This window comes from Bacteroides fragilis NCTC 9343, assembly GCF_000025985.1.
Lineage (GTDB): Bacteria > Bacteroidota > Bacteroidia > Bacteroidales > Bacteroidaceae > Bacteroides > Bacteroides fragilis.
The window spans coordinates 4,135,374-4,157,106 of record NC_003228.3 but is presented as its reverse complement, the minus strand read 5'-3'; the positions used below and the strand labels follow the sequence as shown (position 1 = coordinate 4,157,106).

20 protein-coding genes, 1 tRNA gene and 2 pseudogenes are annotated in these 21,733 nt (G+C 45.8%); 12 read left to right on the top strand and 11 right to left on the bottom strand.

Annotated elements, in window-relative coordinates; genetic code table 11:
• Positions 1–4 precede the first annotated feature (4 nt).
• The 7 genes from BF9343_RS17050 to BF9343_RS17020 all read left to right on the top strand — a co-directional run bounded on the left by BF9343_RS17050 (position 5) and on the right by BF9343_RS17020 (position 4,212).
• Positions 5–715, top strand: a complete 711-nt coding sequence (locus BF9343_RS17050) for a hypothetical protein (protein WP_010993455.1) — start codon at positions 5–7, stop codon at positions 713–715.
• A gap of 3 nt (positions 716–718) precedes the next feature.
• Complete coding sequence (locus BF9343_RS17045) at positions 719–1,495, top strand: TatD family hydrolase (protein ID WP_005817413.1); 777 nt, start codon at positions 719–721, stop codon at positions 1,493–1,495.
• 161 nt (positions 1,496–1,656) lie between these two features.
• A tRNA-Ser gene (locus BF9343_RS17040) sits at positions 1,657–1,744 on the top strand.
• Between the two features lie 78 nt (positions 1,745–1,822).
• A complete protein-coding gene (locus tag BF9343_RS17035) occupies positions 1,823–2,644 on the top strand; it encodes a MotA/TolQ/ExbB proton channel family protein (protein ID WP_005790652.1) in 822 nt (273 codons plus the stop codon).
• A gap of 6 nt (positions 2,645–2,650) precedes the next feature.
• Positions 2,651–3,121 carry a hypothetical protein gene (locus BF9343_RS17030; protein ID WP_005790650.1) on the top strand — a complete coding sequence of 157 codons (471 nt, stop codon included), beginning with the start codon at positions 2,651–2,653 and terminating at the stop codon, positions 3,119–3,121.
• A gap of 36 nt (positions 3,122–3,157) precedes the next feature.
• Positions 3,158–3,748, top strand: a complete 591-nt coding sequence (locus BF9343_RS17025) for an ExbD/TolR family protein (RefSeq protein WP_005790648.1) — start codon at positions 3,158–3,160, stop codon at positions 3,746–3,748.
• Positions 3,748–4,212 carry an ExbD/TolR family protein gene (locus tag BF9343_RS17020; protein ID WP_005781259.1) on the top strand — a complete coding sequence of 155 codons (465 nt, stop codon included), beginning with the start codon at positions 3,748–3,750 and terminating at the stop codon, positions 4,210–4,212. Before BF9343_RS17025 ends, BF9343_RS17020 begins: the two co-directional genes overlap by 1 nt.
• Before the next feature lie 508 nt (positions 4,213–4,720).
• Here the strand turns inward: BF9343_RS17020 and BF9343_RS17015 are convergent.
• Positions 4,721–6,001, bottom strand: a complete 1,281-nt coding sequence (locus BF9343_RS17015; protein ID WP_010993454.1) for an IgA Peptidase M64 — start codon at positions 5,999–6,001, stop codon at positions 4,721–4,723.
• A 150-nt stretch (positions 6,002–6,151) separates the two neighbouring features.
• On the opposite strand from BF9343_RS17015, the gene BF9343_RS17010 reads away from it, so the two are divergent.
• The gene (locus BF9343_RS17010; RefSeq protein ID WP_005790644.1) at positions 6,152–6,628 is read left to right on the top strand and encodes an Lrp/AsnC family transcriptional regulator; all 477 of its coding nucleotides are present in this window, start codon (positions 6,152–6,154) and stop codon (positions 6,626–6,628) included.
• Here the strand turns inward: BF9343_RS17010 and BF9343_RS17005 are convergent.
• The 6 genes from BF9343_RS17005 to BF9343_RS16980 form a co-directional block, all read right to left on the bottom strand.
• A complete protein-coding gene (locus BF9343_RS17005; protein WP_009292628.1) occupies positions 6,625–7,125 on the bottom strand; it encodes a dihydrofolate reductase in 501 nt (166 codons plus the stop codon). The genes BF9343_RS17010 and BF9343_RS17005 overlap by 4 nt on opposite strands.
• Before the next feature lie 13 nt (positions 7,126–7,138).
• Positions 7,139–7,933, bottom strand: a complete 795-nt coding sequence (locus BF9343_RS17000) for a thymidylate synthase (protein ID WP_005797942.1) — start codon at positions 7,931–7,933, stop codon at positions 7,139–7,141.
• 65 nt (positions 7,934–7,998) lie between these two features.
• A complete protein-coding gene (gene cls / locus BF9343_RS16995) occupies positions 7,999–9,273 on the bottom strand; it encodes a cardiolipin synthase (protein ID WP_005790638.1) in 1,275 nt (424 codons plus the stop codon).
• 475 nt (positions 9,274–9,748) lie between these two features.
• Positions 9,749–10,078 carry a DUF5056 domain-containing protein gene (locus BF9343_RS16990; protein ID WP_005790636.1) on the bottom strand — a complete coding sequence of 110 codons (330 nt, stop codon included), beginning with the start codon at positions 10,076–10,078 and terminating at the stop codon, positions 9,749–9,751.
• The gene (locus BF9343_RS16985; RefSeq protein ID WP_005790634.1) at positions 10,062–10,610 is read right to left on the bottom strand and encodes an RNA polymerase sigma factor; all 549 of its coding nucleotides are present in this window, start codon (positions 10,608–10,610) and stop codon (positions 10,062–10,064) included. Before BF9343_RS16985 ends, BF9343_RS16990 begins: the two co-directional genes overlap by 17 nt.
• Positions 10,610–11,236: a DUF6249 domain-containing protein gene (locus BF9343_RS16980; protein WP_010993453.1), complete on the bottom strand. Its 627-nt coding sequence runs from the start codon at positions 11,234–11,236 to the stop codon at positions 10,610–10,612. Before BF9343_RS16980 ends, BF9343_RS16985 begins: the two co-directional genes overlap by 1 nt.
• 118 nt (positions 11,237–11,354) lie before the next feature.
• Between BF9343_RS16980 and BF9343_RS23105 the strand changes: the two are divergent.
• The 4 genes and pseudogenes from BF9343_RS23105 to BF9343_RS16955 all read left to right on the top strand — a co-directional run bounded on the left by BF9343_RS23105 (position 11,355) and on the right by BF9343_RS16955 (position 15,230).
• Positions 11,355–11,925: pseudogene (locus BF9343_RS23105) on the top strand (ORF6N domain-containing protein).
• A complete protein-coding gene (locus tag BF9343_RS16965) occupies positions 11,922–13,340 on the top strand; it encodes a methyltransferase RsmF C-terminal domain-like protein (protein ID WP_010993451.1) in 1,419 nt (472 codons plus the stop codon). The pseudogene BF9343_RS23105 and the gene BF9343_RS16965 overlap by 4 nt, the downstream one beginning before the upstream one ends.
• 35 nt (positions 13,341–13,375) lie before the next feature.
• Positions 13,376–14,124 (top strand): annotated as a pseudogene (locus BF9343_RS16960) (hypothetical protein).
• Between the two features lie 65 nt (positions 14,125–14,189).
• Positions 14,190–15,230, top strand: coding sequence for a family 43 glycosylhydrolase (locus tag BF9343_RS16955; RefSeq protein ID WP_005797938.1), 1,041 nt, complete (start codon positions 14,190–14,192; stop codon positions 15,228–15,230).
• Positions 15,231–15,393: 163 nt separating this feature from the next.
• Here BF9343_RS16955 and BF9343_RS16950 read toward each other — a convergent pair whose 3' ends face one another.
• The 4 genes from BF9343_RS16950 to BF9343_RS23100 form a co-directional block, all read right to left on the bottom strand.
• Complete coding sequence (locus tag BF9343_RS16950; RefSeq protein ID WP_005790620.1) at positions 15,394–16,572, bottom strand: TolC family protein; 1,179 nt, start codon at positions 16,570–16,572, stop codon at positions 15,394–15,396.
• A 19-nt stretch (positions 16,573–16,591) separates the two neighbouring features.
• Positions 16,592–19,678 (bottom strand): efflux RND transporter permease subunit, encoded by a 3,087-nt coding sequence (locus BF9343_RS16945; RefSeq protein ID WP_005790618.1) that lies wholly within the window; start codon positions 19,676–19,678, stop codon positions 16,592–16,594.
• A gap of 58 nt (positions 19,679–19,736) precedes the next feature.
• A complete protein-coding gene (locus BF9343_RS16940) occupies positions 19,737–20,996 on the bottom strand; it encodes an efflux RND transporter periplasmic adaptor subunit (RefSeq protein WP_010993448.1) in 1,260 nt (419 codons plus the stop codon).
• Positions 20,997–21,167: 171 nt separating this feature from the next.
• On the bottom strand, positions 21,168–21,569 hold the full coding sequence (locus BF9343_RS23100; protein ID WP_005790614.1) for a DUF6769 family protein: 402 nt from the start codon (positions 21,567–21,569) through the stop codon (positions 21,168–21,170).
• Between the last annotated feature and the right edge of the window lie 164 nt (positions 21,570–21,733).

Below are 21,733 nucleotides of genomic sequence, written 5' to 3'. Positions count from 1 at the left end.
CGAGATGCCCTATAGACGTTTGCCAAATACAGATCAAGCCAGGATACGGGCGCTGAAAACAGCGGTCGTGAAGGGCGATATGTGTGGTGTCTATGATTTGCCTGTTTCACTCAAGACATTGGGAGAAGCCCGTATATTTCTGTCTAAATTTGAAACGGCGCATTCTTATTATGTACACTGTTACGGAGAGCAAAGCAGGAACAGTAAGAAACACCAGGCGAATGTAAAAACGGCCCGGCTTTATATTTCTCACTTCATACAAGTCTTGAATTTGGCTGTGATTCGTATGGAAATCAAAGAATCTCATAAGGCTTTGTATGGCTTGCCCGTAGATAATTTCAGTGTACCCGATTTAAGTAGTGAAGCGTCTCTGGCCGAGTGGGGACAAAAAATTATAGAAGGGGAGCGGAAACGCACCTCTCAAGGCGGTATTCCGATTTATAACCCCACGATTGCTAAAGTGAAAGTGCATTATGATATATTCATGGAAGGATATGAAAAACAGAAAAGCCTTCAGTCTCTCACCAATCGTAGTTTAGAGCAACTTGCATCCATGCGTGTGCAAGCCGACCGGCTGATTCTGGATATCTGGAATCAGGTGGAAGCCAAATTCCAGGATGTATCGCCCAATGAGAAACGCTTGGAAAAATGTCGTGATTATGGTCTGATTTATTATTATCGGACCGGAGAAAAACAGAATAAGGAGATTCTTTAAAATATGCTTGTCGATTCACATTCCCATCTTTTTCTGGAAGAGTTTGCCGAAGATTTACCTTTCGTTATGGAACGTGCCCGTGCTGCCGGTGTGACGCATATCTTTATGCCTAACATAGATAGTACGACGATTGAACCCATGCTGTCGGTTTGTGATACCTATCGGGACTTTTGCTTTCCGATGATCGGATTGCACCCTACCTCCGTGAACGAGTCCTATGAAAAAGAGCTTGAAATCGTTGCCGCAAATCTGGAAACTTCCGGCCGGTTCGTTGCTGTGGGCGAGATTGGAATCGATCTTTACTGGGATAAAACCTGGCTGAAAGAACAGTTGATTGCTTTTGAAAAACAAGTGCAATGGGCCCTTCATTATCAATTGCCCATAGTGATTCATTGCCGCGAAGCTTTCGATTATATATATAAGGTATTGCAACCTTATAAAAATAGTGGACTGACCGGAATCTTTCATAGCTTTACGGGAACTCCCGGTGAAGCTGCCCGGATGATGGAGTTTCCGGGATTTAAGATCGGTATAAACGGTGTGGTGACTTTCAAAAAGTCAACGTTGCCGGAGACATTGAAGTCTGTTCCGTTGGAACGTATCGTATTGGAAACCGATTCGCCTTACCTCACTCCGGTTCCTAATCGTGGAAAGAGAAATGAGAGTGCGAATGTGAAAGATACATTAATAAAAGTTGCCGAAATATATAACGAAGATCCGGAAAAAGTTGCGGAATTGACCGCTGTTAGCGCATTAAAAGTGTTTGGAATGCTCAAATAAGCTCCACAAGATTTTAAATTTTATTAATTTAGTTGATTTATTAAAGATAAAAGAAGGATAATGCTGCAGAAGAAGAAAAAAAAGAATACATTTGTAGCTGAAAACGCTTGTGGTTCGCATTTTTTTTGTAATTTGCACCCGATTTGAAGAAAGCGCCAATTGGAGAGATGCTCGAGTGGTTGAAGAGGCACGCCTGGAAAGCGTGTATACGCCAAAAGTGTATCGCGGGTTCGAATCCCGCTCTCTCCGCAGGAAGTATAAACAAGAGACGATAAGTAAATACAATAATAATAATTTAATTAATTAATCTTAAAAATTAGACACACAATGAAAAAGTTATTTGCAATTGTTGCTGTGATGGGAGTCTTAACATTTGGCTCAACTCAACTCGTTCAGGCTCAGGATGCTGCTGCTACCGAACAAGCTGCTCCTGCAGCAGACAAACCGGTTGCTGATGCTGTAGCTGAGGCTGCTGAAGCTTCTGCTCCTCTTGCAGGCGCTGAAGAAGGTGGTATCCACAAAGAAATTAAAGTAAAATTCATCGAAGGTACTGCATCTTTCATGAGTTTGGTTGCTATCGCATTGGTTATTGGTTTGGCTTTCTGTATTGAACGTATCATTTACTTGAGCTTGGCTGAAATCAACACTAAGAAATTTATGTCTTCTATCGAAGCAGCTCTGGAAAAAGGTGATGTTGAAGCTGCAAAAGACATCGCTCGTAACACAAGAGGTCCTGTTGCTTCTATCTACTATCAGGGTTTGATGAGAATCGACCAGGGTATCGATGTTGTTGAAAAATCAGTAGTATCTTATGGTGGTGTTCAGGCCGGTTACCTTGAAAAAGGATGTTCTTGGATCACACTGTTTATCGCAATGGCTCCGTCATTAGGATTCTTGGGTACTGTAGTAGGTATGGTTATGGCGTTCGATAAGATTCAGCAGCAGGGTGATATCTCTCCGACAGTTGTTGCCGGTGGTATGAAGGTTGCCTTGATTACTACTATCTTCGGTTTGGTTGTAGCTTTGATCCTTCAGGTATTCTATAACTACATCCTTGCTAAAATCGAAGCTCTTACAAGCGAAATGGAAGATTCTTCTATCTCTTTGCTTGACATGGTAATCAAATATAACTTGAAATACAAAAAATAATCTGAGATGAGTAAGTTAACATATAAAGTATCGTATTACGTACTGTACGCGATGTTTGCTCTTATCGTGATCGTATTGGGCTTGTTCTACTTCGGTGGACAAATGGAAACTCCAATTGTATACGACATGGATAATCCCGCAAACACAGATGCCTTGCTGTACTTGATGTATGGTCTGTTTGGCATTGCTGTAGTTGCAACTGTGGTTGCTGCTATCTTCCAGTTCGGTTCTGCTTTGAAAGATAACCCTAAAGGTGCTATCAGATCATTGCTCGGACTTATTCTTCTGGTTCTTGTATTGGTCGTAGCATGGTCTATGGGTAGTGGTGAAACACTGACCATTCAAGGATATGAGGGAACGGATAATGTTCCTTTCTGGTTAAAACTGACTGATATGTTCCTTTATAGTATCTATTTCTTAATGTTGGTAACAGTTCTTGCTATCATCGGAAGTAGTATCAAAAAGAAATTATCATAACTAATTGAGGAAACTCAATAAAATACAGTAACTACAATGGCAAAAGGAAATAGAAAAGTTCCTGAGATTAATTCAAGTTCAACAGCGGATATTGCTTTCTTATTGCTTATCTTCTTCTTGATTACGACATCTATGGATACTGACCGTGGTTTGGCAAGACAGTTGCCCCCACCTCCTGAAAAGGATCAGGTTGATAATGACGTAGTTGTTAAGGACCGTAACGTTTTGCAGATTTTTCTGAACTTTCAGAATCAGCTGATGTGCGGTGGCGAAATTGTTGATGTGAAGCAATTGAGAGAAAAAGCCAAAGAGTTCATTGCCAATCCATATAACGATGAAAAATTACCGGAAAAACACGCTAAAGATGTGCCTTTCTTTGGTAATGTCATGGTTACGGAGAATCATGTAATCTCTTTGCAGAGTGACCGTGGATCTTCTTATCAGGCCTATTTTGATGTTCAGAATGAGCTGGTTGCTGCTTATAACGAGTTAAGAGATGAATTGGCTCAGGAAAAGTGGCAGAAGAATTATGCTGATTTAAATGAAGATCAGCAGAAGGCTATTCGTGATATTTTTCCTCAGAAGATATCTGAGGCTGAACCTAAAGGAGTAAAAAAGAATAATTAATGGGAAAATTTAATAAAACAGGTAAGCGCGGGATGCCTACGCTGAATACTTCTTCACTGCCTGACTTGATCTTTACATTGTTGTTCTTCTTTATGATTGTAACAACAATGCGTGAAGTTTCATTGAAGGTTGAGTTTAAGATTCCGCAAGGTACTGAGTTGGAAAAGCTTGAAAAGAAATCTTTGGTTACGTTTATCTACGTAGGTAAACCGACAGCAGAATTTCGTAAAAAACTGGGGTCTGAAAGCCGTATCCAGTTGAATGATGCTTATGCTGAAGTTGACGAGATTCAGGCTTACGTGACTAACGAGCGCTCAAGTATGAAAGAGGAAGACCAACCCTTTATGACTGTGTCTTTGAAAATTGACCAGGATACTAAGATGGGTATCGTTACCGATATTAAACAGGCTCTTCGTCAAGCTTATGCACTGAAAATTAACTATTCTGCGAGAGCTCGCGAATAAGTTGATTCTACACATAGAAAAGGCCGTCTGAGGATAATCAGACGGCTTTTTTTTTATGAGTATGTTTGGGGGCTGCAGAGGTTCTCGTAGTGCTGTGTTATTCGTAGGGACTATACCATTCGTAAAGCTATGTATTTATAGGAACTATATTATTCGTAGAGCCATGTATTTGTAGAATCATCTCATTCGTAGGCTTTATTCAGAGTTGTGTATACAATATCTGTATGGATTCAGAGGAAGAGCGGTTTACTGTTCTTGGTGCGATTGGATTACGCAGGGGAGGATTATTGCCAGGTGGTGGATTGAAATGATGGATAGCCGGAATAAGGAAAGTGGAGGCATTGTAGAGGCGAATGAACAGTAGATAATATAGGAGTAGTGATCAGACTTACGGTCTTAGGGGCTAAAGTTCAATACGCCTGTTGACCGGTTGGAAGTTGGTTCTCTAATTCTGTTTGGCTGGCGTGCAAGACGATAGTTCCATCACTACTCCTATATTAAGTTCAGGTTATTTACCTGTGTAAAACTCTATGATCCGTTGGATAGCTCTTTGGCAAACCGGACAGAAGGTAGGATATTCGTTGGTACGCATGCGGCAGTCGAATGCCGGGCGATAAATACCTTTGGCTGAGTAGCCTCCTCCTTCGTATACGCCTATGGGATATTTGGCCTTATCTGCTACCGGAGTCGGAACAGGAGTAGTTTTGGTGAGCATATCTTCCCATTTAGAGGCAAAGTTGATGCGGGTGGTAATGTTCTGCTCCCATGGTTCAATGTTGAGAGGATAGAGTCCGTTCATGACGTCTTCATCATAAAAATATTCGTCGGCCAAGCCACCAAAACTATGACCGAACTCATGTACCACTACCGGACGGAAATTGGGATGGTGTGCGGTGGTCAGTGTGAAAGCATTGTAGATGCCGCCCCCACCGTATTGTTCCGTATTGGCTAAGATAATGATATGTTCATAAGGGATGCCTGCCAATGCGTCGTTTATTGCTTTTACCCGGCTGGTAGTCAGATAGCGGTCGGAATAGAAAGTATCGAAGTGGGAACCGAAGGCCGTGTGCTTCCATGCTCCCTGTTTGGGAGCGCTGACCCCACTGTCTGCCGAAGGACTGGCCACAGCCACGATGTTGAAGCGATTCTTCATCGACTGAAACGGTTCGTGTGAGAACAGGGCTTCGCATGCGATGGCGGCATCTTTATAGAAAGTTTCCATTTCACTTGTGGTATACCCTTCTGCCAGGATGGCTACATCGATACATTGTTCTTCATTTCCACTTTTCAGCAGATACTTGTGCGGAGTGATGTGTGTGAGCCCTTTTTTGTGTATCAGAATGTCGTCGGGCTTAACGACGTGCTTCAGGTTGGCACTGACTTCGCGTTTGTTATTGCGTAATGTGATTTCTACCTCGGCCGGCTTTATGGGATAGGGGAGGAGATAAGTATTCTCAAATCCTTTAGTGACCTCTTTGGCTTCATCTGTCTCGAGCCATTCCTGGAAGAGCGAAGAAAACGAAGTCGTATAAATTACTTTTCCACTTGCCACATCGCGCATCACAATCTGTCCGTTTCCTTCCAAAGGCAATTCCGACAGATGATGGCGCCTGCCTGCCCATACGGGCAGTTCCGAAAGTTCATCAAGACAGATCGACTGCTTGTCCGCATTCCCCGTAAATAGATAATCGATGCGTAGGGTTTTGTTCGTGAAGTAGTCCGAGAAATTTTGTGCGTATGCACATCCTGTCACGAAAAGACAGGTGAATAGGGTTAATATCAGCTTCATATCGTGTGAATTTATTGTTTTTACAAAGGTACTAACTATTGCCGATTTATTCTATTTTTACAAATAAAAGTAATAAACTATAGTATTTATTGCCGGGGAAATAGCTAACTTTGCATAAGACATTGATATATTAAAACAAATTGATTTAAAATGGGACATCATCAATTAGATACTTTAGACGAGCAGATTCTGAAGTTGATTGCCGACAACGCCCGCATTCCGTTCCTGGAAGTGGCAAGAGCGTGCAATGTTTCGGGTGCGGCTATTCATCAACGCATACAGAAGTTGACTAATCTGGGTATATTGAAAGGTTCGGAGTATGTCATCGACCCGGAGAAGATCGGGTACGAGACATGTGCTTATATTGGGATTTATCTGAAAGATCCTGAGTCGTTCGATTCTGTAACCAAGGCTTTGGAAGCAATACCGGAAGTGGTGGAATGTCATTTCACTACCGGGAAATATGATATGTTTATCAAGATATACGCAAGGAACAATCACCATCTTTTGAGTGTGATTCATGATAAACTCCAGCCGTTGGGATTGGCTCGCACCGAGACGCTGATTTCATTCCATGAAGCCATCAAGCGGCAGATGCCGATTATGGTAGATACGGACGAGGATTAATCGATCTCCCGTACGTAATCTACAAAAGCATACGAGCAGAGATGTTTTTCATCGGCAGGATGAACTTCTCTGCTTTTTTCGTGCCATATAGTTGTGTCTACAGCCGGGAAGAAGGCATCGGCTTCCGGCGCTGTATCATTTACTTCGGTCAGGCACAGCTCGTCGGCCAGGGATATGGCCTGGCGATAGACGCTTGCCCCTCCGATGATGTATACTTTTTCTTCGGCTTGGCAGCTTTCCAAAGCGGCTTCCAGCGAAGTGAATACTTCTGCTCCCGGACATTCGGCTGCCGGATTGGAAGAAAGGACTACATTCCGGCGATTGGGTAATGCCCCTTTCGGGAGTGATTCGAACGTTTTGCGTCCCATGATGATTGTGTTTCCTGTGGTCAACGCCTTGAAACGTTTCAGGTCATTGGGCAGCCAGAATAAAAGTTTATTTTGAAAGCCGATAGCCATCCGGCTGTCTACGGCGGCGATAATGCTGATTCTACTCATAGTCCGATGGGGATTATACCGCAACTTTTCCAGCGATGTGCGGGTGCGGATCATAATTTACTAATTCAAAGTCCTCGAATTGGAAGTCGAAGATGTTTTTCACGTCCGGATTGATCTTCATTTGTGGTAGTGGGCGCGGTTCCCGGCTGAGCTGGAGTTTCACCTGTTCCAGGTGGTTCAGGTAGATATGTGCGTCGCCCAGTGTGTGGATAAAGTCTCCTGCCTGCAGACCGGTGACTTGCGCCATCATCTGCAGCAGCAATGCATAAGATGCTATATTGAAAGGTACCCCCAGGAAGATATCGGCGCTGCGTTGATAGAGTTGCAGGCTCAGCCGTCCGTTTGCTACGTAAAACTGGAAGAATGCGTGGCAAGGAGGGAGGTTCATGTGATCCAGGTCTCCTACATTCCATGCACTGACAATGATGCGGCGTGAATCGGGATTGTGCTTGATGGCATCTACAGCTTCGCTGATCTGGTCGATAAATCCTCCGTCGTAGGTTGGCCACGAACGCCACTGGTATCCATATATATGTCCCAGATCGCCTGTTTCGTCCGCCCATTCGTTCCAGATGCGTACGCCGTGGTCCTGCAAATATTTCACATTCGTGTCTCCTTTGAGGAACCACAGTAGTTCGTAAATGATTGATTTCAGATGAAGTTTCTTGGTAGTCAGGCAAGGGAATCCCTCGTCCAGGTTGAAACGCATCTGGTGTCCGAAGACACTGATGGTTCCCGTTCCGGTACGGTCACCTTTTTCTATTCCCTCCGTCAACACTCGGTCGAGCAGGTCTAAATATTGTTTCATGCGAATGGTATACTTCTTGGGTTACTAAAAATTCCTGCCAAAGTTACAAAAACAGCCTGAATAACTTACAGGAATGGTGTGAATAAGTTCGCAAACCAGCACTTAAACTTCTTCCAGGCTGATTTTTGTTTCCACATTTCCGGGGTCAGGCGGGTGCAGTGCAGCATGTCGGCTTCGAAAACGTCATTCAGTTGTTGCGTAATGTCCTTGTCGAAGATGAACGCATTCGTTTCGTAATCATATCGCAGGCTGCGGCTGTTCAGGTTGGCTGTACCCACGGTACAGAACAGGTCGTCCACCATCATGATTTTCGAGTGATGAAATCCGCCGTTGTACAAATAGATCATTGCCCCTTTTTTCATCAGTTTCTGTACGGCATAGAGCGAAGCATCCGGTGTGAAAGGGATGTCGGATTTGGAAGAAATCATAATTTCCACTTTCGTCCCCCGGTTCAAAGCCCTTTTGAGTGCCTTGCGGATGGATGAAGTCGGTACGAAATACGGGTTCACGATGCGTACATCATGTTGCGCTGCATAGATGGACATGGCATACGTATGGCTCAACATGCGGGAATTCCGTTTCGGAGTGCGGTCTACAATCGAAATGACCGTATTGCAGCTGTCGGCCCGCTCCGGGTGGTTCGGAAAATATTCTTCGCCCACGATGTTTTGCTTGGTGGTTTTATTCCAGATGTCGAGGAAGATTTCTTGAAGGATGTTTACCGCATCGCCTTCAATGCGGATATGCATATCGCGCCAGGTGCCTATCTTGGGGAGTCCGTTGATATAATAGTCGGCAATATTCATTCCGCCGGTATATCCTATTTTGCCGTCGATGACTGCAATCTTCCGATGGTCGCGGTGAGCCGCATGATTGATATACGGGAACTTGAACGGATCGAATTTTACGATTTCGATTCCTTTCTCCCGGATTGCTTTCAGATGCCTTTTCTTGAGTGGTTTGTTGTTCGACCAGTTACCGAATGCATCGAACATCGCCCTTACTTTGACACCTTCCTTCACTTTTTCGCCTAGCAGGTCGAACAGTGCATTGGCTATGGAGTCATTGCGAAAATTAAAATATTCCAGATGAATGTGGTGTTTTGCCCCACGGATGGCTTCGAACAAGTCCTCAAATTTTTCCCGTCCGCTTTTGATAAGTTTCACCTTATTATTATCGGTTATGGGGATATTCGAGTATTCCAGAAATTGTAACACGAGGGAGTCGCTTCGGATGAATTGTGTGGTGTCCTCCCGCTGCATCAACAGGCTGTCAATATTCTGTGTTCGGGCAGTGCCTATAGAGAGAATGATCGCTATTATTAAAACGTATAATTTCAAAACCTCAGTCTTTATTTAGTTTACAAGAAAACAAAGATACAACATCTCTGTTCTTGCCTTCTTTTTGTCAAGAGCAGATTTAGTATAGATTAACAATTTGGCACTTCTTTGGAAAAGAATAGGAGTAACTTCCGATATCATCAGGAGATAATCATTTATCTCCTGATGATATCGGGTCGAAGAACCGGGCTTCGGAGGTGAATGATTACTGCTTTTAACGAAAACTCACCGTCTTCCGCCCCCCAAGATACCGTCTATTCTCTCCGGACACACCGTCTGCCGGAAGACTTGCCGATGATACCATAAAAAAAGGGAGAAGCTGAAACTTCTCCCTTTTACCTCATATTAAATTGAATATATTGTATGTATCTTGTTTACAAAGATAGTACATCCCGAGTCCGAAAGCAAGTTTTTCGTCTGTTTTTCGGGCAGTTATATTGAATATCCTGCATTGCTTTCGTATGATCTCTGCGTGTTATGCCATCGACCATGCCTTGCGCGCCCCGAAGAAGGCAAGTACCAGGGCGGCGATATACAGGGACTTCGGGTCGAATCCTGTTGTGGCACTTTGCTGGACCATCGAGACAAATACTTCGCGCAGTGTACTGATGGTGGCTTGCAGACCTCCCAAAGTGAAGAACAAAATGACGCATACTACTGCGCAGGCTGCTCCCCATGCCTGAACCAGCCGGTGGTTCCGTCCCGGGAGGTTACGCATGACGCGGCGGCTGAATCCGTTGTCTTCTATTTCCTGTTTTTGCTCGCCGAAGAATTGCTTCAGGAGTTTATCATCTGTTTCCGTCATAACCGTTTTGTTTTAAGTAAATAGCTAATTTATCTTTAGCCCTTGAAAGGTGCGATTTGACCGTTCCTACCGGGCACCCCGTTATTCCCGCAATCTTGTCTATACTTACGTCTTCCATATAGAACAGAGTGATGCAGGTGCGTTCTATTTCTTTCAGCGTTCTGAGTGATTGGTAAACATCCATCTGTTCACCCACGTTTACTTGTTCGGTACTATTGGCAGCGTCTACCTCGCGGGCATCCAGGTCTGTTGTTTCCTTTCGGCTGCGAATATAATCATAAAATACGTTATAAGCAATTCTGTAAAGCCATGTTGAGAAACTTGAGAGATTTTTAAAGTTTGCAATGTTTGTGTAGGCTTTTATAAACGTATCTTGTGCCAAGTCGTCGCTCAGTTCGCTGTCGCCGCAGGTCAGGTTCAGAAAGAAGCGCCGTACAGGCGACTGATATTTCTGTACCAATTGGTCGAAGGCCCTGGTGTTTCTGAACACCACGACCTGTGCGACTAACGATATATCATTGAGCTGGCTCATTATTTTTGTTCATTCAAAGTTTCGTCTTTGTGTGTAGGGCGTGTGAAAGGGTCTTCCGGCCGTTCATGCTGTTGATTGCGTGAGATGATCCACTGTCCGATTCCGGTGAACATCACCAGCAATCCGATGCATCCTATGCTGAATTCGTCTGTGATGGCCCAGAGGAAGATGAACAGTCCGATTCCGGTACAGATGTTCTTGATGCCTTTCGTCCGGTAGTCCTGCGGCAGAGTATCTTTGAAGATACCTTCCGGCAGAGGCTGTCCGGTTGCCAGTGCCTGTTCCATCAGTCTGTACTTTGCTTTCCGGTTTTTATACCGGAAGTAGAAGGCGATGAATACGATAAAGAAGGGGAATCCGAATATCAGTATGATAACTACCAATCCTGTCAGTATGCCTCCGTTAATGGCCCCTTTGTCTATGTTGAACGGAAATTCATTGCCGAAGTCGAAACTGCTGCTTTGGTAGTCGGTGTCAACCGTACTGCTGTCCACTATGTCAGTGTATTCGGTCACGATGGTGGAGTCGGAAGAGTTCTTGTTGTCTTGGGTGATGGTTGGGTTCTGTGCCATTGCCAGCGAACAGAAAGTTATGGCTACCATCAAAGCGATAATGATACGTTTCATATTACTGTTGTTTTTTAATTGTTTTTGTTTATTTGTCTGTTAGACGTAGTTCATGCCACAGAAAGTTGCAAAGAGACGAAATATTTTTGATATTTGCAGGTATTAATACACAAAAGTGATGGAACTACAGATCATACAGAGCAAGATTTACGGGATACGGGGACAGAAAGTGATGTTGGACTTTGATTTGGCCGGATTATATCAGGTGGAAACCCGTGTCCTGAATCAGGCTGTAAAGAGGAACAGCAAACAATTTCCTACGGATCTTATGTTCCAGTTGAATACGGAAGAATGGGAAATCTTGAAGTCACAAATTGTGATATCAAGTTGGGGAGGTACCCGTAAACTTCCCTTTGCCTTTACCGAGCAAGGACTGGCCATGCTCTCCGGAGTGTTAAACAGTGATCGCCATCGAAGTGAATATTTCCATTATGCGAGCTTTTGTAGCTGTCCGCCAATTGGTCTCGGCTCTTCCGGTGAATGACATCACCAGGCTGCAAGATGAAATAAAAGAGTTAAAAGAATATGTAGAAGCGGCATTTGCCGATTACAATGATATTAATGAAGATACGAGGATGCAACTTGAATTAATTAATCAGGCAATTGCTGAATTGCAGGCCAAAGACAAACAGGCAGGCGGAAAAACTCGTAATCCGATCGGTTTTATATCTTATAATAAGGAAAAATGAAATTACCTATATCATTTATCGAATCGACCCGTGCGTTGATGGGAGATGAAGAGTATCAAGAATTGTCTGTTGCCTTGGAGCAAGAACCTCCTGCCAGTGTCCGGCTGAATAGTAAGTTTCCCGGTTTAGCTGCCTGTTCATCCATCTCAGGACGTATCCCCTGGGCGGCAGAAGGCTATTATCTGAACCAACGCCTGACGTTTACGTTCGATCCCCTTTTTCATGCCGGATGTTATTACGTGCAGGAAGCCTCGTCGATGTTTGTGGAACAGGTGCTCCGCCGTTACGTTACAACCCCTGTCAAGATGCTCGATCTCTGTGCCGCTCCCGGTGGAAAGTCGACCCATGCCCGCAGTGTATTGCCCGAAGGCAGTCTGCTGGTAGCCAATGAGGTGATTCGCAACCGTTCGCAGATACTGGCGGAAAATCTGACGAAATGGGGATATGCCGATGTTGTGGTTACCAATAACGATCCTTCTGATTTTTCCCGGATCGGTTCTTTTTTCGATGTCATACTGACGGATGTGCCTTGTTCGGGCGAGGGAATGTTCCGTAAAGATCCCGGTGCCATAGAAGAGTGGAGTCCCGAGAATGTAGAGATTTGCTGGCAGCGCCAACGCAGGATTATCACTGACATCTGGCCTTGCCTGAAGCCGGGAGGAATCCTGATATACAGTACTTGTACCTATAATACGCGCGAAGACGAAGAGAATATTACCTGGATCAGGCAGGAGTTCGGTGCTGAGCCGTTACCGCTTGCCGTTCCCACGGAGTGGAACATTACCGGTAGCTTGCTTGTCGGGGTCGATGCACCTGTCTATCGTTTCTTGCCTCATAAGACTCAGGGAGAAGGTTTCTTTCTCGCCGCTCTTCGTAAGCCGGAAGAAGACAGGGAGGCGGATACAGATCTTTTTTCTCCGAAGAAAAAGAAATCGAAGGGGGACACTGCTGCTTCACCTGTATCTAAAGAAAATCTGGCTATTGCCAAAAGTTGGTTGGCGTCTTCCGACGAATATAATCTATTGGTGAACGGCACTGCGATTACTGCTTTTCCGGTGTACTACCAAAATGATCTGGCACTGCTTCGTCAGTCTCTCCGCATCGTCCAGGCCGGTACGGAAGTGGCTGAAGTAAAAGGCAAAGATCTGATTCCCGCACATGGACTTGCTATGAGTCGTCTGTTGAAAACGTCGGTTTTTTCAACCGAAGCATTGACTTACGAACAAGCCATCGCCTATCTGCGGAAAGAGGCTATCGTCCTTCCGCCTTCTGTTCCCAAAGGTTATGTACTGGTCACTTATAAAGAGATTCCTTTGGGATTTGTGAAGAACATCGGCAATCGCGCCAACAATCTTTATCCGCAGGAGTGGCGTATCCGAAGCGGATATCTGCCTGATGACATACGAACTCTGTGACAGTTAATTTATTATTCACACAAACAAACTTACTTATGAAAACAAACTTCTGTCGTTTTTTAATTGGGTTGGTTGCCTTTGTTGTCGGCATCCCGGTTATGGCCCAGACGGGACCGGATAAGGTGAAGCCTTTCAGCCATTTATCCGTTTCGCTGAATGCCGGAACACTGGGGGAGGACTCCAGGTTGCTGCTCTGTTGAATGACTATCTGGGACTTCGTGCCGGATTCTCTTTACTGAAGTTCAAGTGTAATTACGATTATGACGGAATTCGTGATGATCAGTTGATTCAGGATGCCGGTACTCGTACCGGTTACAATCCGGATAAATACTATACCGTTCCTCTGAAAGCAAAAGCAAATATGACAAACGGCATGCTTTTGCTCGACTATTTTCCATTCAAGAGATTCGTCTTTCATGTGACCGCCGGACTGCTGTTCGGTACTTCATCCATCCTGAAAGTATCGGGACAGACAGACGAACGGATAGAGGTGGGAGATATCATTATCGAGCCGGGAGCGGACGGACGTGTGGAAGCAGCTTTGAAGACCAATGCCGTGAAACCTTATGTAGGTATTGGATTCGGACGTTCAGTAGCTCATTCACGCGTAGGGTTCAAGTTCGAATTGGGAGCTATGTTCCATGGTAATCCGAAGATTGAAGCCACTACCGGAAAGATTGTGGAAGAGGCGATCGATCAGGACCTGAGCCGTTTCAATAAGTTCCTGAAAAACTTTAAAGCTTATCCTGTGCTTAACTTCCAGTTATCATACCGGATATTTTAAATTCGTGCCCGTTCCGTGACGGAGCGGCTGACAGACACAAACTTAATTCTCAAAATAAAACACAAATGATTAGAACAATGATTGCGTCATGCCTGTTGGCATGCAGCGGGTTCGTATCCGCACAAATGACGGGTGGAAATCCCGAAGAGGTGAAACAAACTGCTCCGGCTCCTCTTTACAGAGATCCTGTTTATGACGGAGTGGCCGATCCGGTCGTAGTCTGGAATAAAGAAGACCGCAGTTGGTGGATGCTGTATACACAGCGCCGGGCCAATGTGAATGCCGGGAACGTAGCTTATTGCTATGGAAATGATATCGGTATCGCTTCCAGCCGTGACCATGGCAGGACGTGGGTTTATCGTGGAGTACTCGACCTCAATATGGAGAGAGGAAAGAACACTTTCTGGGCTCCGGAGGTGGTAAACTTCAATGGGGTATATCATTTGTTCGTATCTTATATCGAGGGGGTACGAACCGATTGGGGCGGACATGCGCGCATGGCTCACTATACAAGTAAGAACATGTGGGACTGGAAATTTGAAGGCTTTGTGAAGCTGTCATCCGATAAAACGATCGATGCGACTTTCTTCCGGATGCCCGATGGAAAATGGCGTGCCTGGTATAAAGATGAAACCCGTAATGCGGCTATCATGACGGCAGAAAGTGATGATCTGTTCCACTGGACGCTGAATGATACACCGGTGATTGACCAAAGTCGCCAGGAAGGGCCTAAGGTATTCCGTTTCGGAGGTTATTACTGGATGCTTACCGACGAATGGCACGGCATGCGTGTGTATCGTTCAAAAGATGCCACCACATGGGAGAAGCAGGGAGTGATTCTAGATAAACCCGGTACCCGTCCCGAAGATACGCCGAGCGGTGCGCATGGTGATGTGGTTGTGGTAGGAGATAAGGCTTATGTTATCTATTTTACCCATCCCGGGCGTAAGGCACATTCCGAAGAGACCAAAGATGAAGACGGTAACATCCCTTATCATTTGCGCCGTTCATCGGCACAGGTGGCAGAATTGTTGATAAAGGACGGGCAGTTGGTGGCAGACCGTTCGCCTGAGTTTAATTTCTATTTGCCCGATATGGAGGAATAACTAACAATGAACGGGCAGGAGCTATAACCGGGTGTGCCATAATTCACCACAGATTACCCAGATTAACACAGAATGAAATTAATCAACAGATAATCAGAGATATTTATCTGTGTTAATCCGTGTAATCTGTGGTGAATACAATTTTTGGCACATTCCTCCTTCTCTACAGTTTATTCTTATATATCTTTGCCATTGCCTTCTGGTACTGATTCTCCAGTTGCAGATAGTTCTGTTTGCTCTGATAGACTACCGATACTTCTACAAAGTATTCTATCATACTGATTTGTCCGCCCGTCAATGCTTGTTTCAGCAGGGATAAGTCCTGTTGCGCCTGAAAAGTCTTCTCGTATTCTTCCATTGAAGTGCGCAAGGTATGGGCTTCACGATAGAGCTGGGTCAGTTCCGATTCTACCTGTACCGAAGTATTAGCCCTTTGCAGGTCGACATTGAGCGACTGGGCTTTAGCTATCTTTACTTTATTGCGATTCTCGAATAGTGGGAACGAGAACCCTACTACAACTCCGTTGAACGGCTCGCCCGATTCAGTGTTACGACGGTAACCTAGTTCCAGCTTGGGTAGCCATTGCGACTTGTTGACCGCAATCTGTTTGCGGGCAGCGGCACTTTCGCTGTTGAGTGCCTGGAGGGTATAGTCCGATGCCAGGACTTCAGTTTTCAGTTCTTCGTAGTTGGAAGGGAAGATGACAGCCGGATAGTCAGCATCTTCAAACACGACCGGTATGTTTCCGTTCAGTGCAGTCAGTTCCTGAATCTTATTGCGTAAAGCAGTTTCGTTTAGTGACGCTTCTGTCTTCACGTTCAGCAATTCCAGATTGATCTTATTGGTTTCGATTACATTGGCGTCTCCTGTTTGCAAACGCTTGGCGTACATGGCTGAGAGCTCTTCGGCGTTTCGCAGCCGTTCGGTCAGTATCTGCTGTTGCTTTCGCAGCATGATGATATCCAGGCACACATCTTTTGCCTGTAGCAGGATGCCCTGACGGAATACACTCTTCTGCCCGTCAAAAGCACCGGCTTTCAGCCGGTTCAGTTGATTGCGGGTAGCATACAGGCTCGGAAAATCAAAGCTCTGGGAGACTACAAGTTCTCCGATCGTATTATTCTTGTCTTTATTATTCCACAAATGGGCATACGAAAGAGTCGGATCAGGCAGATTGTTGTCTGTCCGGGTTTCCAGTTTTTGAGAGGCAATCAATTGCGCATTGGCTTGCAACTCTTTATTATTGGTTTCAATGTTGCGCAGCACCCCGTCTATACCGGTTTGCGCTTGCAGTCCGGATAGCGCGAAGAGGGTAGCGGCAAGTATGGTTATTCGTTTCATATAATTATTGAAGTTCTTATTATTTTCTTTTTCCGTTCATCATCAGGTAAACAATCGGGATAATGAATCCGTTCAGGAAAGTCGATGTGAGCAGACCGCCCAGAATCACTTTTGCCATCGGACTCTGAATCTCGTTACCGGGCAGGCTTCCGCTCAATGCCAGCGGTATCAGTGCCAAGGCAGACGAAAGGGCTGTCATAACAATCGGGTTCAGACGGTCGAGTGATCCGCGGATTACGCTTTCGTATACTCCCAAACCTTCTACCTGTTGCAGGTGGTTGTAATGGCTGATAAGCAACATACCGTTACGGGTAGCGATACCAAACAACGAAATGAAACCGATGATGGCCGGAATACTGATTTCACCGGTTGTGATCAGCAGGGCAAACACACCGCCGATCAGTGCCAGCGGCAGGTTTATCAGGATAACTGCCGATTCCTTCACGCTGCGGAATTCATGATACAGCAGCAGGAAGATCACTACGATGGACATGAAGGAGGTCAGTGCCAATGTACGGCTGGCTGCCTGTTCGCTTTCAAACTGACCACCATATTCGATATGATAACCTTCGGGGAGCTTGATTTGTTCGTCCACTTGCTTTTGGATGTCATTGACCACACTCCGCAAGTCGCGGTCGGCTACGTTGGCGGAAATCACGATCTTACGTTTTACGTTTTCGCGATTGATGGTATTCGGCCCCATGGACGAGGCTACGTCGGCAATATAACTCAGGGGCACTTTTTTACCGTCTTGGGTGTCGACCATCAGGTTGCGTATCTTTTCGGCTTCGTCACGGAAGTTATTCTTTACTTTCACAATCAGGTCGAAACTCTTACCCTGTTCGTAAACCTGCGAAATCACCTCTCCGGCCAGTGCCACATTGATGTATTCCGAAAATTCCGGCAGGGTAATGCCGTATTTAGCCAACATTTCACGTTTGGGAGTGATTTTGAGCTGCGGGCGTTCAATCTGTTGTTCCACATTCAGGTCGGCAATGCCGGGGATATTGCCGATGGCTTCTTTTATCTGATTGCCCAGTGAGAACATTTTATTCAGGTCGTCACCAAACAGTTTGATGGCGATATTGGCTTTGGTACCGCTGAGCATAGCATCGATACGGTGGCTGATCGGTTGTCCGATCTCGATGTTTGCTCCGGTGATAGTACCCAGTTTTTCGCGTACGTCTGCCATCAGTTCGTTGCGCGAACGATCTTTCAGTTCAAACGGTGCCTCTATTTCCGAGACGTTGACTCCCAAAGCATGCTCGTCCAGTTCGGCACGTCCGGTTTTGCGGGCCACTGTCTGTATCTCGGGGATAGAGAGCAGAAGTTCCTCGGCACGGTGTCCCATCTTATCGCTCTCTTCGAGTGAGATGCCCGGCAGCGAACTGATGTTGATGGTGAATGAACCTTCATTGAATGGAGGGAGGAACGAGCGTCCCAACGTGAAGAAGAATCCCAGGGTAATGATGAACAGTCCGATGGTGCTTCCCAAGGTCAGGCGTTTATGAATTAACACCCAAGTCAGTGCTTTTTCGTATACCCCTTTCATCCAGCGGGCTACGAATGCTTCTTTCGGAAGCTTATCACCTTTTTCTTTGCCCAGCAGGTAGGAGCAAAGTACCGGGGTCAGGGTCAATGCCACTATCGTCGAGGCAAATAATGCTACGATGAAGGCAATGCCCAGCGGAACCAGCATGCGTCCTTCCATACCGGAAAGGAAAAAGAGAGGTACGAAACTGACCACAATGATCAGTGTAGAGTTCAAGATAGGCATACGGACCTCTTTGGAGGCGTTGAATACCACCTGGATGACCGAAAGACGTTCATTCTCCGGGAGGAGACGGTTTTCACGCAGGCGCTTGTATACGTTTTCTACATCGACAATGGCATCGTCTACCAGCGAACCAATGGCGATGGCCATACCTCCCAGACTCATGGTATTGATAGTCAGTCCCATGAAATGTAGAGTCAGGATGGATACCAGCAGTGAGAGCGGCAGGGTCACCAGCGAAATAATCGTGGTTCGCACGTTGGCAAGGAACAGGAATAAGACGATGACTACAAAGATACCGCCTTCAAAAAGGGACTTCTTTACATTGCTGATGGAACTGTCGATGAAACGGCTTTGACGGAAGATATCGGTAGATACCTTTACATCCGGTGGAAGATTCTTCCGGAGGTCTTGCAACGAAGCTTCCAGTTTGTCGGTCAACTCCAGAGTACTGGTGGCGGGCTGTTTGGTGACGGTCATCAGTACGGCAGGTTTTCCTCTTTCCGAAGCCGTTCCCAGTTTGGGGGCTTTCGGTCCGATCCGGACATCAGCGATATCCTCCAGCAGTACAGGTACGCTGTCGATACTCTTTACTACCGCTTTACCCAGTTGTTCTATGTTTGCGGTGGAGAGTACACCACGCACAATGTATTCGTTACCATATTCATAAAGTACACCTCCGTTGGCATTCAGGTTCATGCCGCGGGTGACGGTCATCACCTCATTCATAGATACGCCATAATGACGCATACGTTCCGGATCGAGTTGAATCTGATATTCTTTTAACTCTCCTCCCAATACAGCTACCTGTGCTACACCTCCGGTAGAGAGCAGGCGCGGACGTATGGTCCAGTCGGCAATGGTACGCAGGTCGAGCATGGAGGTCGAGTCGGCGGTTAATCCGATAATCAGGACTTCGCCCAGAATGGAGGATTGGGGACCCAGTGTCGGTTTGCCTACATTTGAAGGCAGTTCTTCACCTACGATGGCCAGCTTTTCGCTTACAATCTGGCGGGCGAGGTATATATCGGTTCCCCAGTCGAATTCTACCCATACGACAGAGAATCCGTTCGTGGAAGATGAACGTACCCGGCGCACACCGGTGGCACCGTTTACGGCTGTTTCAACGGGGAAAGTCACGAGTTGTTCCACCTCTTCGGCTGCCATTCCGTTGGCTTCGGTCATGATGACCACCGTCGGTGCATTCAGGTCGGGGAACACGTCTACTTCGGTATGCATGGCGGTATAAGTTCCGCCAATCAGTAACAGTACCGAGGCTACAAGTACCAAGATACGGTTCTGAAGTGAGAAATGTATGATTTTATTTAGCATATTCTTTTTTCGTTAGTTGTTATGCACCACATGGAAACCGGGCTGTGGCGCCTTGTCGTTAGTGTTCGTGGCTGTGTGCAGGTATTGCGTTACTTGCCGAAGCCAGTTTCACCTGGTAGGCACCTTGGGTCACTACCCGGTCACCGGCCTTGATACCCGAAAGTACCTGTACGCTCTTGCCGTTGTCGGCTCCGAGGGTGACTTCCTGCTTTTTATACCCTTCTTCATCCAGTTGCAGGTATGCGAAGAAAAGCCCCTGTTCTTCGGTCAGCGCCGTGCGGGGAAGCGACAGTACGTTCTCCATGGGAGACGACAACAAATATACTTCAACGAACGAGCCCGGGATGATGTCTCCTTTATTATCAAATTCGAAAGTGACCGGTACATAGAACGAATTTTCTCCTGCCGATTTACCGAATGACAAAAGACGGCCGTTCAGTTCTTTCAGTTCGTATACCTTATTGTCATAAGGAGTTTTGAAATTGGCCGAACCGATGGTGCGCAGAGACGGATAGTATTTTTCCGAAACTTCGGCACGCAAGAAGAGGCGACGGTTTTGAGTGATGCTGACCAATGGCTGGCCGATGGTTACGTAATCACCTTCTTTCACCAGGATGTTTTTTACAAATCCTGAGATGGGAGAGGTTACGGCCTGTCCTCCTGCCGAATGATTTTTGGCAAGGGCCTCATAGCTGATCCGGGCATTTTCGTAATTCTGTTCGGCTTGTGCGAATTCCTTATCGGATACGATTTTATTCTTTACCAGCGCTTGCATACGTTCATATTCCTTTCTGGATATATCGTAAGCGATACGGGCGCGTTGTACGGGATCACCATCGGCAATGTTACTGGATGAAATGGTCACCAGTGCAGTACCTTTGCCTACACTCATGCCTTCGGTCACTTTACCGCGAAAGCTGACTACTCCTGCTACGGTGGCTACTGCTACGGATTCGTCACCTTGTGCGGCCAGTACTTGTCCGCTTGTTTTTATCACTTGTTCAAATACTTCCGGTTCTATAATACTTGTTTTCACTCCGGCTGCTTCTGCTTTGGCTTTCGGCAGAATGATTTCGTCACTGTGACCGGTAGCCGGTTCACTGCTCCGGCTGTGTTCGTCACCTTCGTGATCATGTCCTTCATGGTCTTCGCCTTCGTGTTCATGGTCGTGCCCTTCGTGTTCATGGTCGTGTGCTTCGTGTTCATGGTCGTGTGCTTCTGTTCCATGGTCGTGCCCTTCGTGGTTGCCACCCGATTTACTGTTGCAGGAACCCAGGATAAACAATCCGAGGATTCCCATAAAGATAAGTTTCTTCATGATGATATAAATTCTTTACTTTTAATGATTCGGAAAAGTGAGTTTCTGTAGGTTTCAAACCCAAAGACCTTTGGCTTAAAACCAAGGCGTCGTTGGTTTTAAAGGAACTTCCCGTTGGTTTTAAACCAACCGTCCGGATATTCCTAACCTTACCAAATGTGGCTTAGAAGCCTATACAACAGGGTATGGAGGGGCACGAAGGCCAAATGCACGGTTGACAGCCGTACCGTGGAGAGACTCCCGGTATGCGTAATAATTCTTAATACGTCGCTCCTGGGGCCTGAATAAATTCTCTATGATAAAGTCCGTAAATAAGATGGCAGTAAATAGGTAATGAGGATTATTGTCTGCCTGTACGGAAGGGGTTGGTGAGTTGAGGCGTGTCATACATCCGTCATTGCAGCACGAATCGTTGCCCGGATGATGATGTTTAGGACACTGGGGTTCCGGTGTCAAGTCGTTCTTCATGCAAATCACGCCATCGGCATGATGATGATGGGGGATAACAGGTACGACCAGCATGATCATGCTGATGAAAAGGAGAAAAGAGACTATGTACCGTTTATTCCTCATTCTTAATTTAGATTATTGCGAGGCAAAGATAGTCTATCATTGGATAAAAAACAAACGGTGTTACTTAAAAAACAAAAAGACAGATGCGTCGTACTTTTTACCACGGAGTATCACAGAGCCTTTTTTTGTTAATGATCAACGACCGAAAATCGACTCCATGTTAC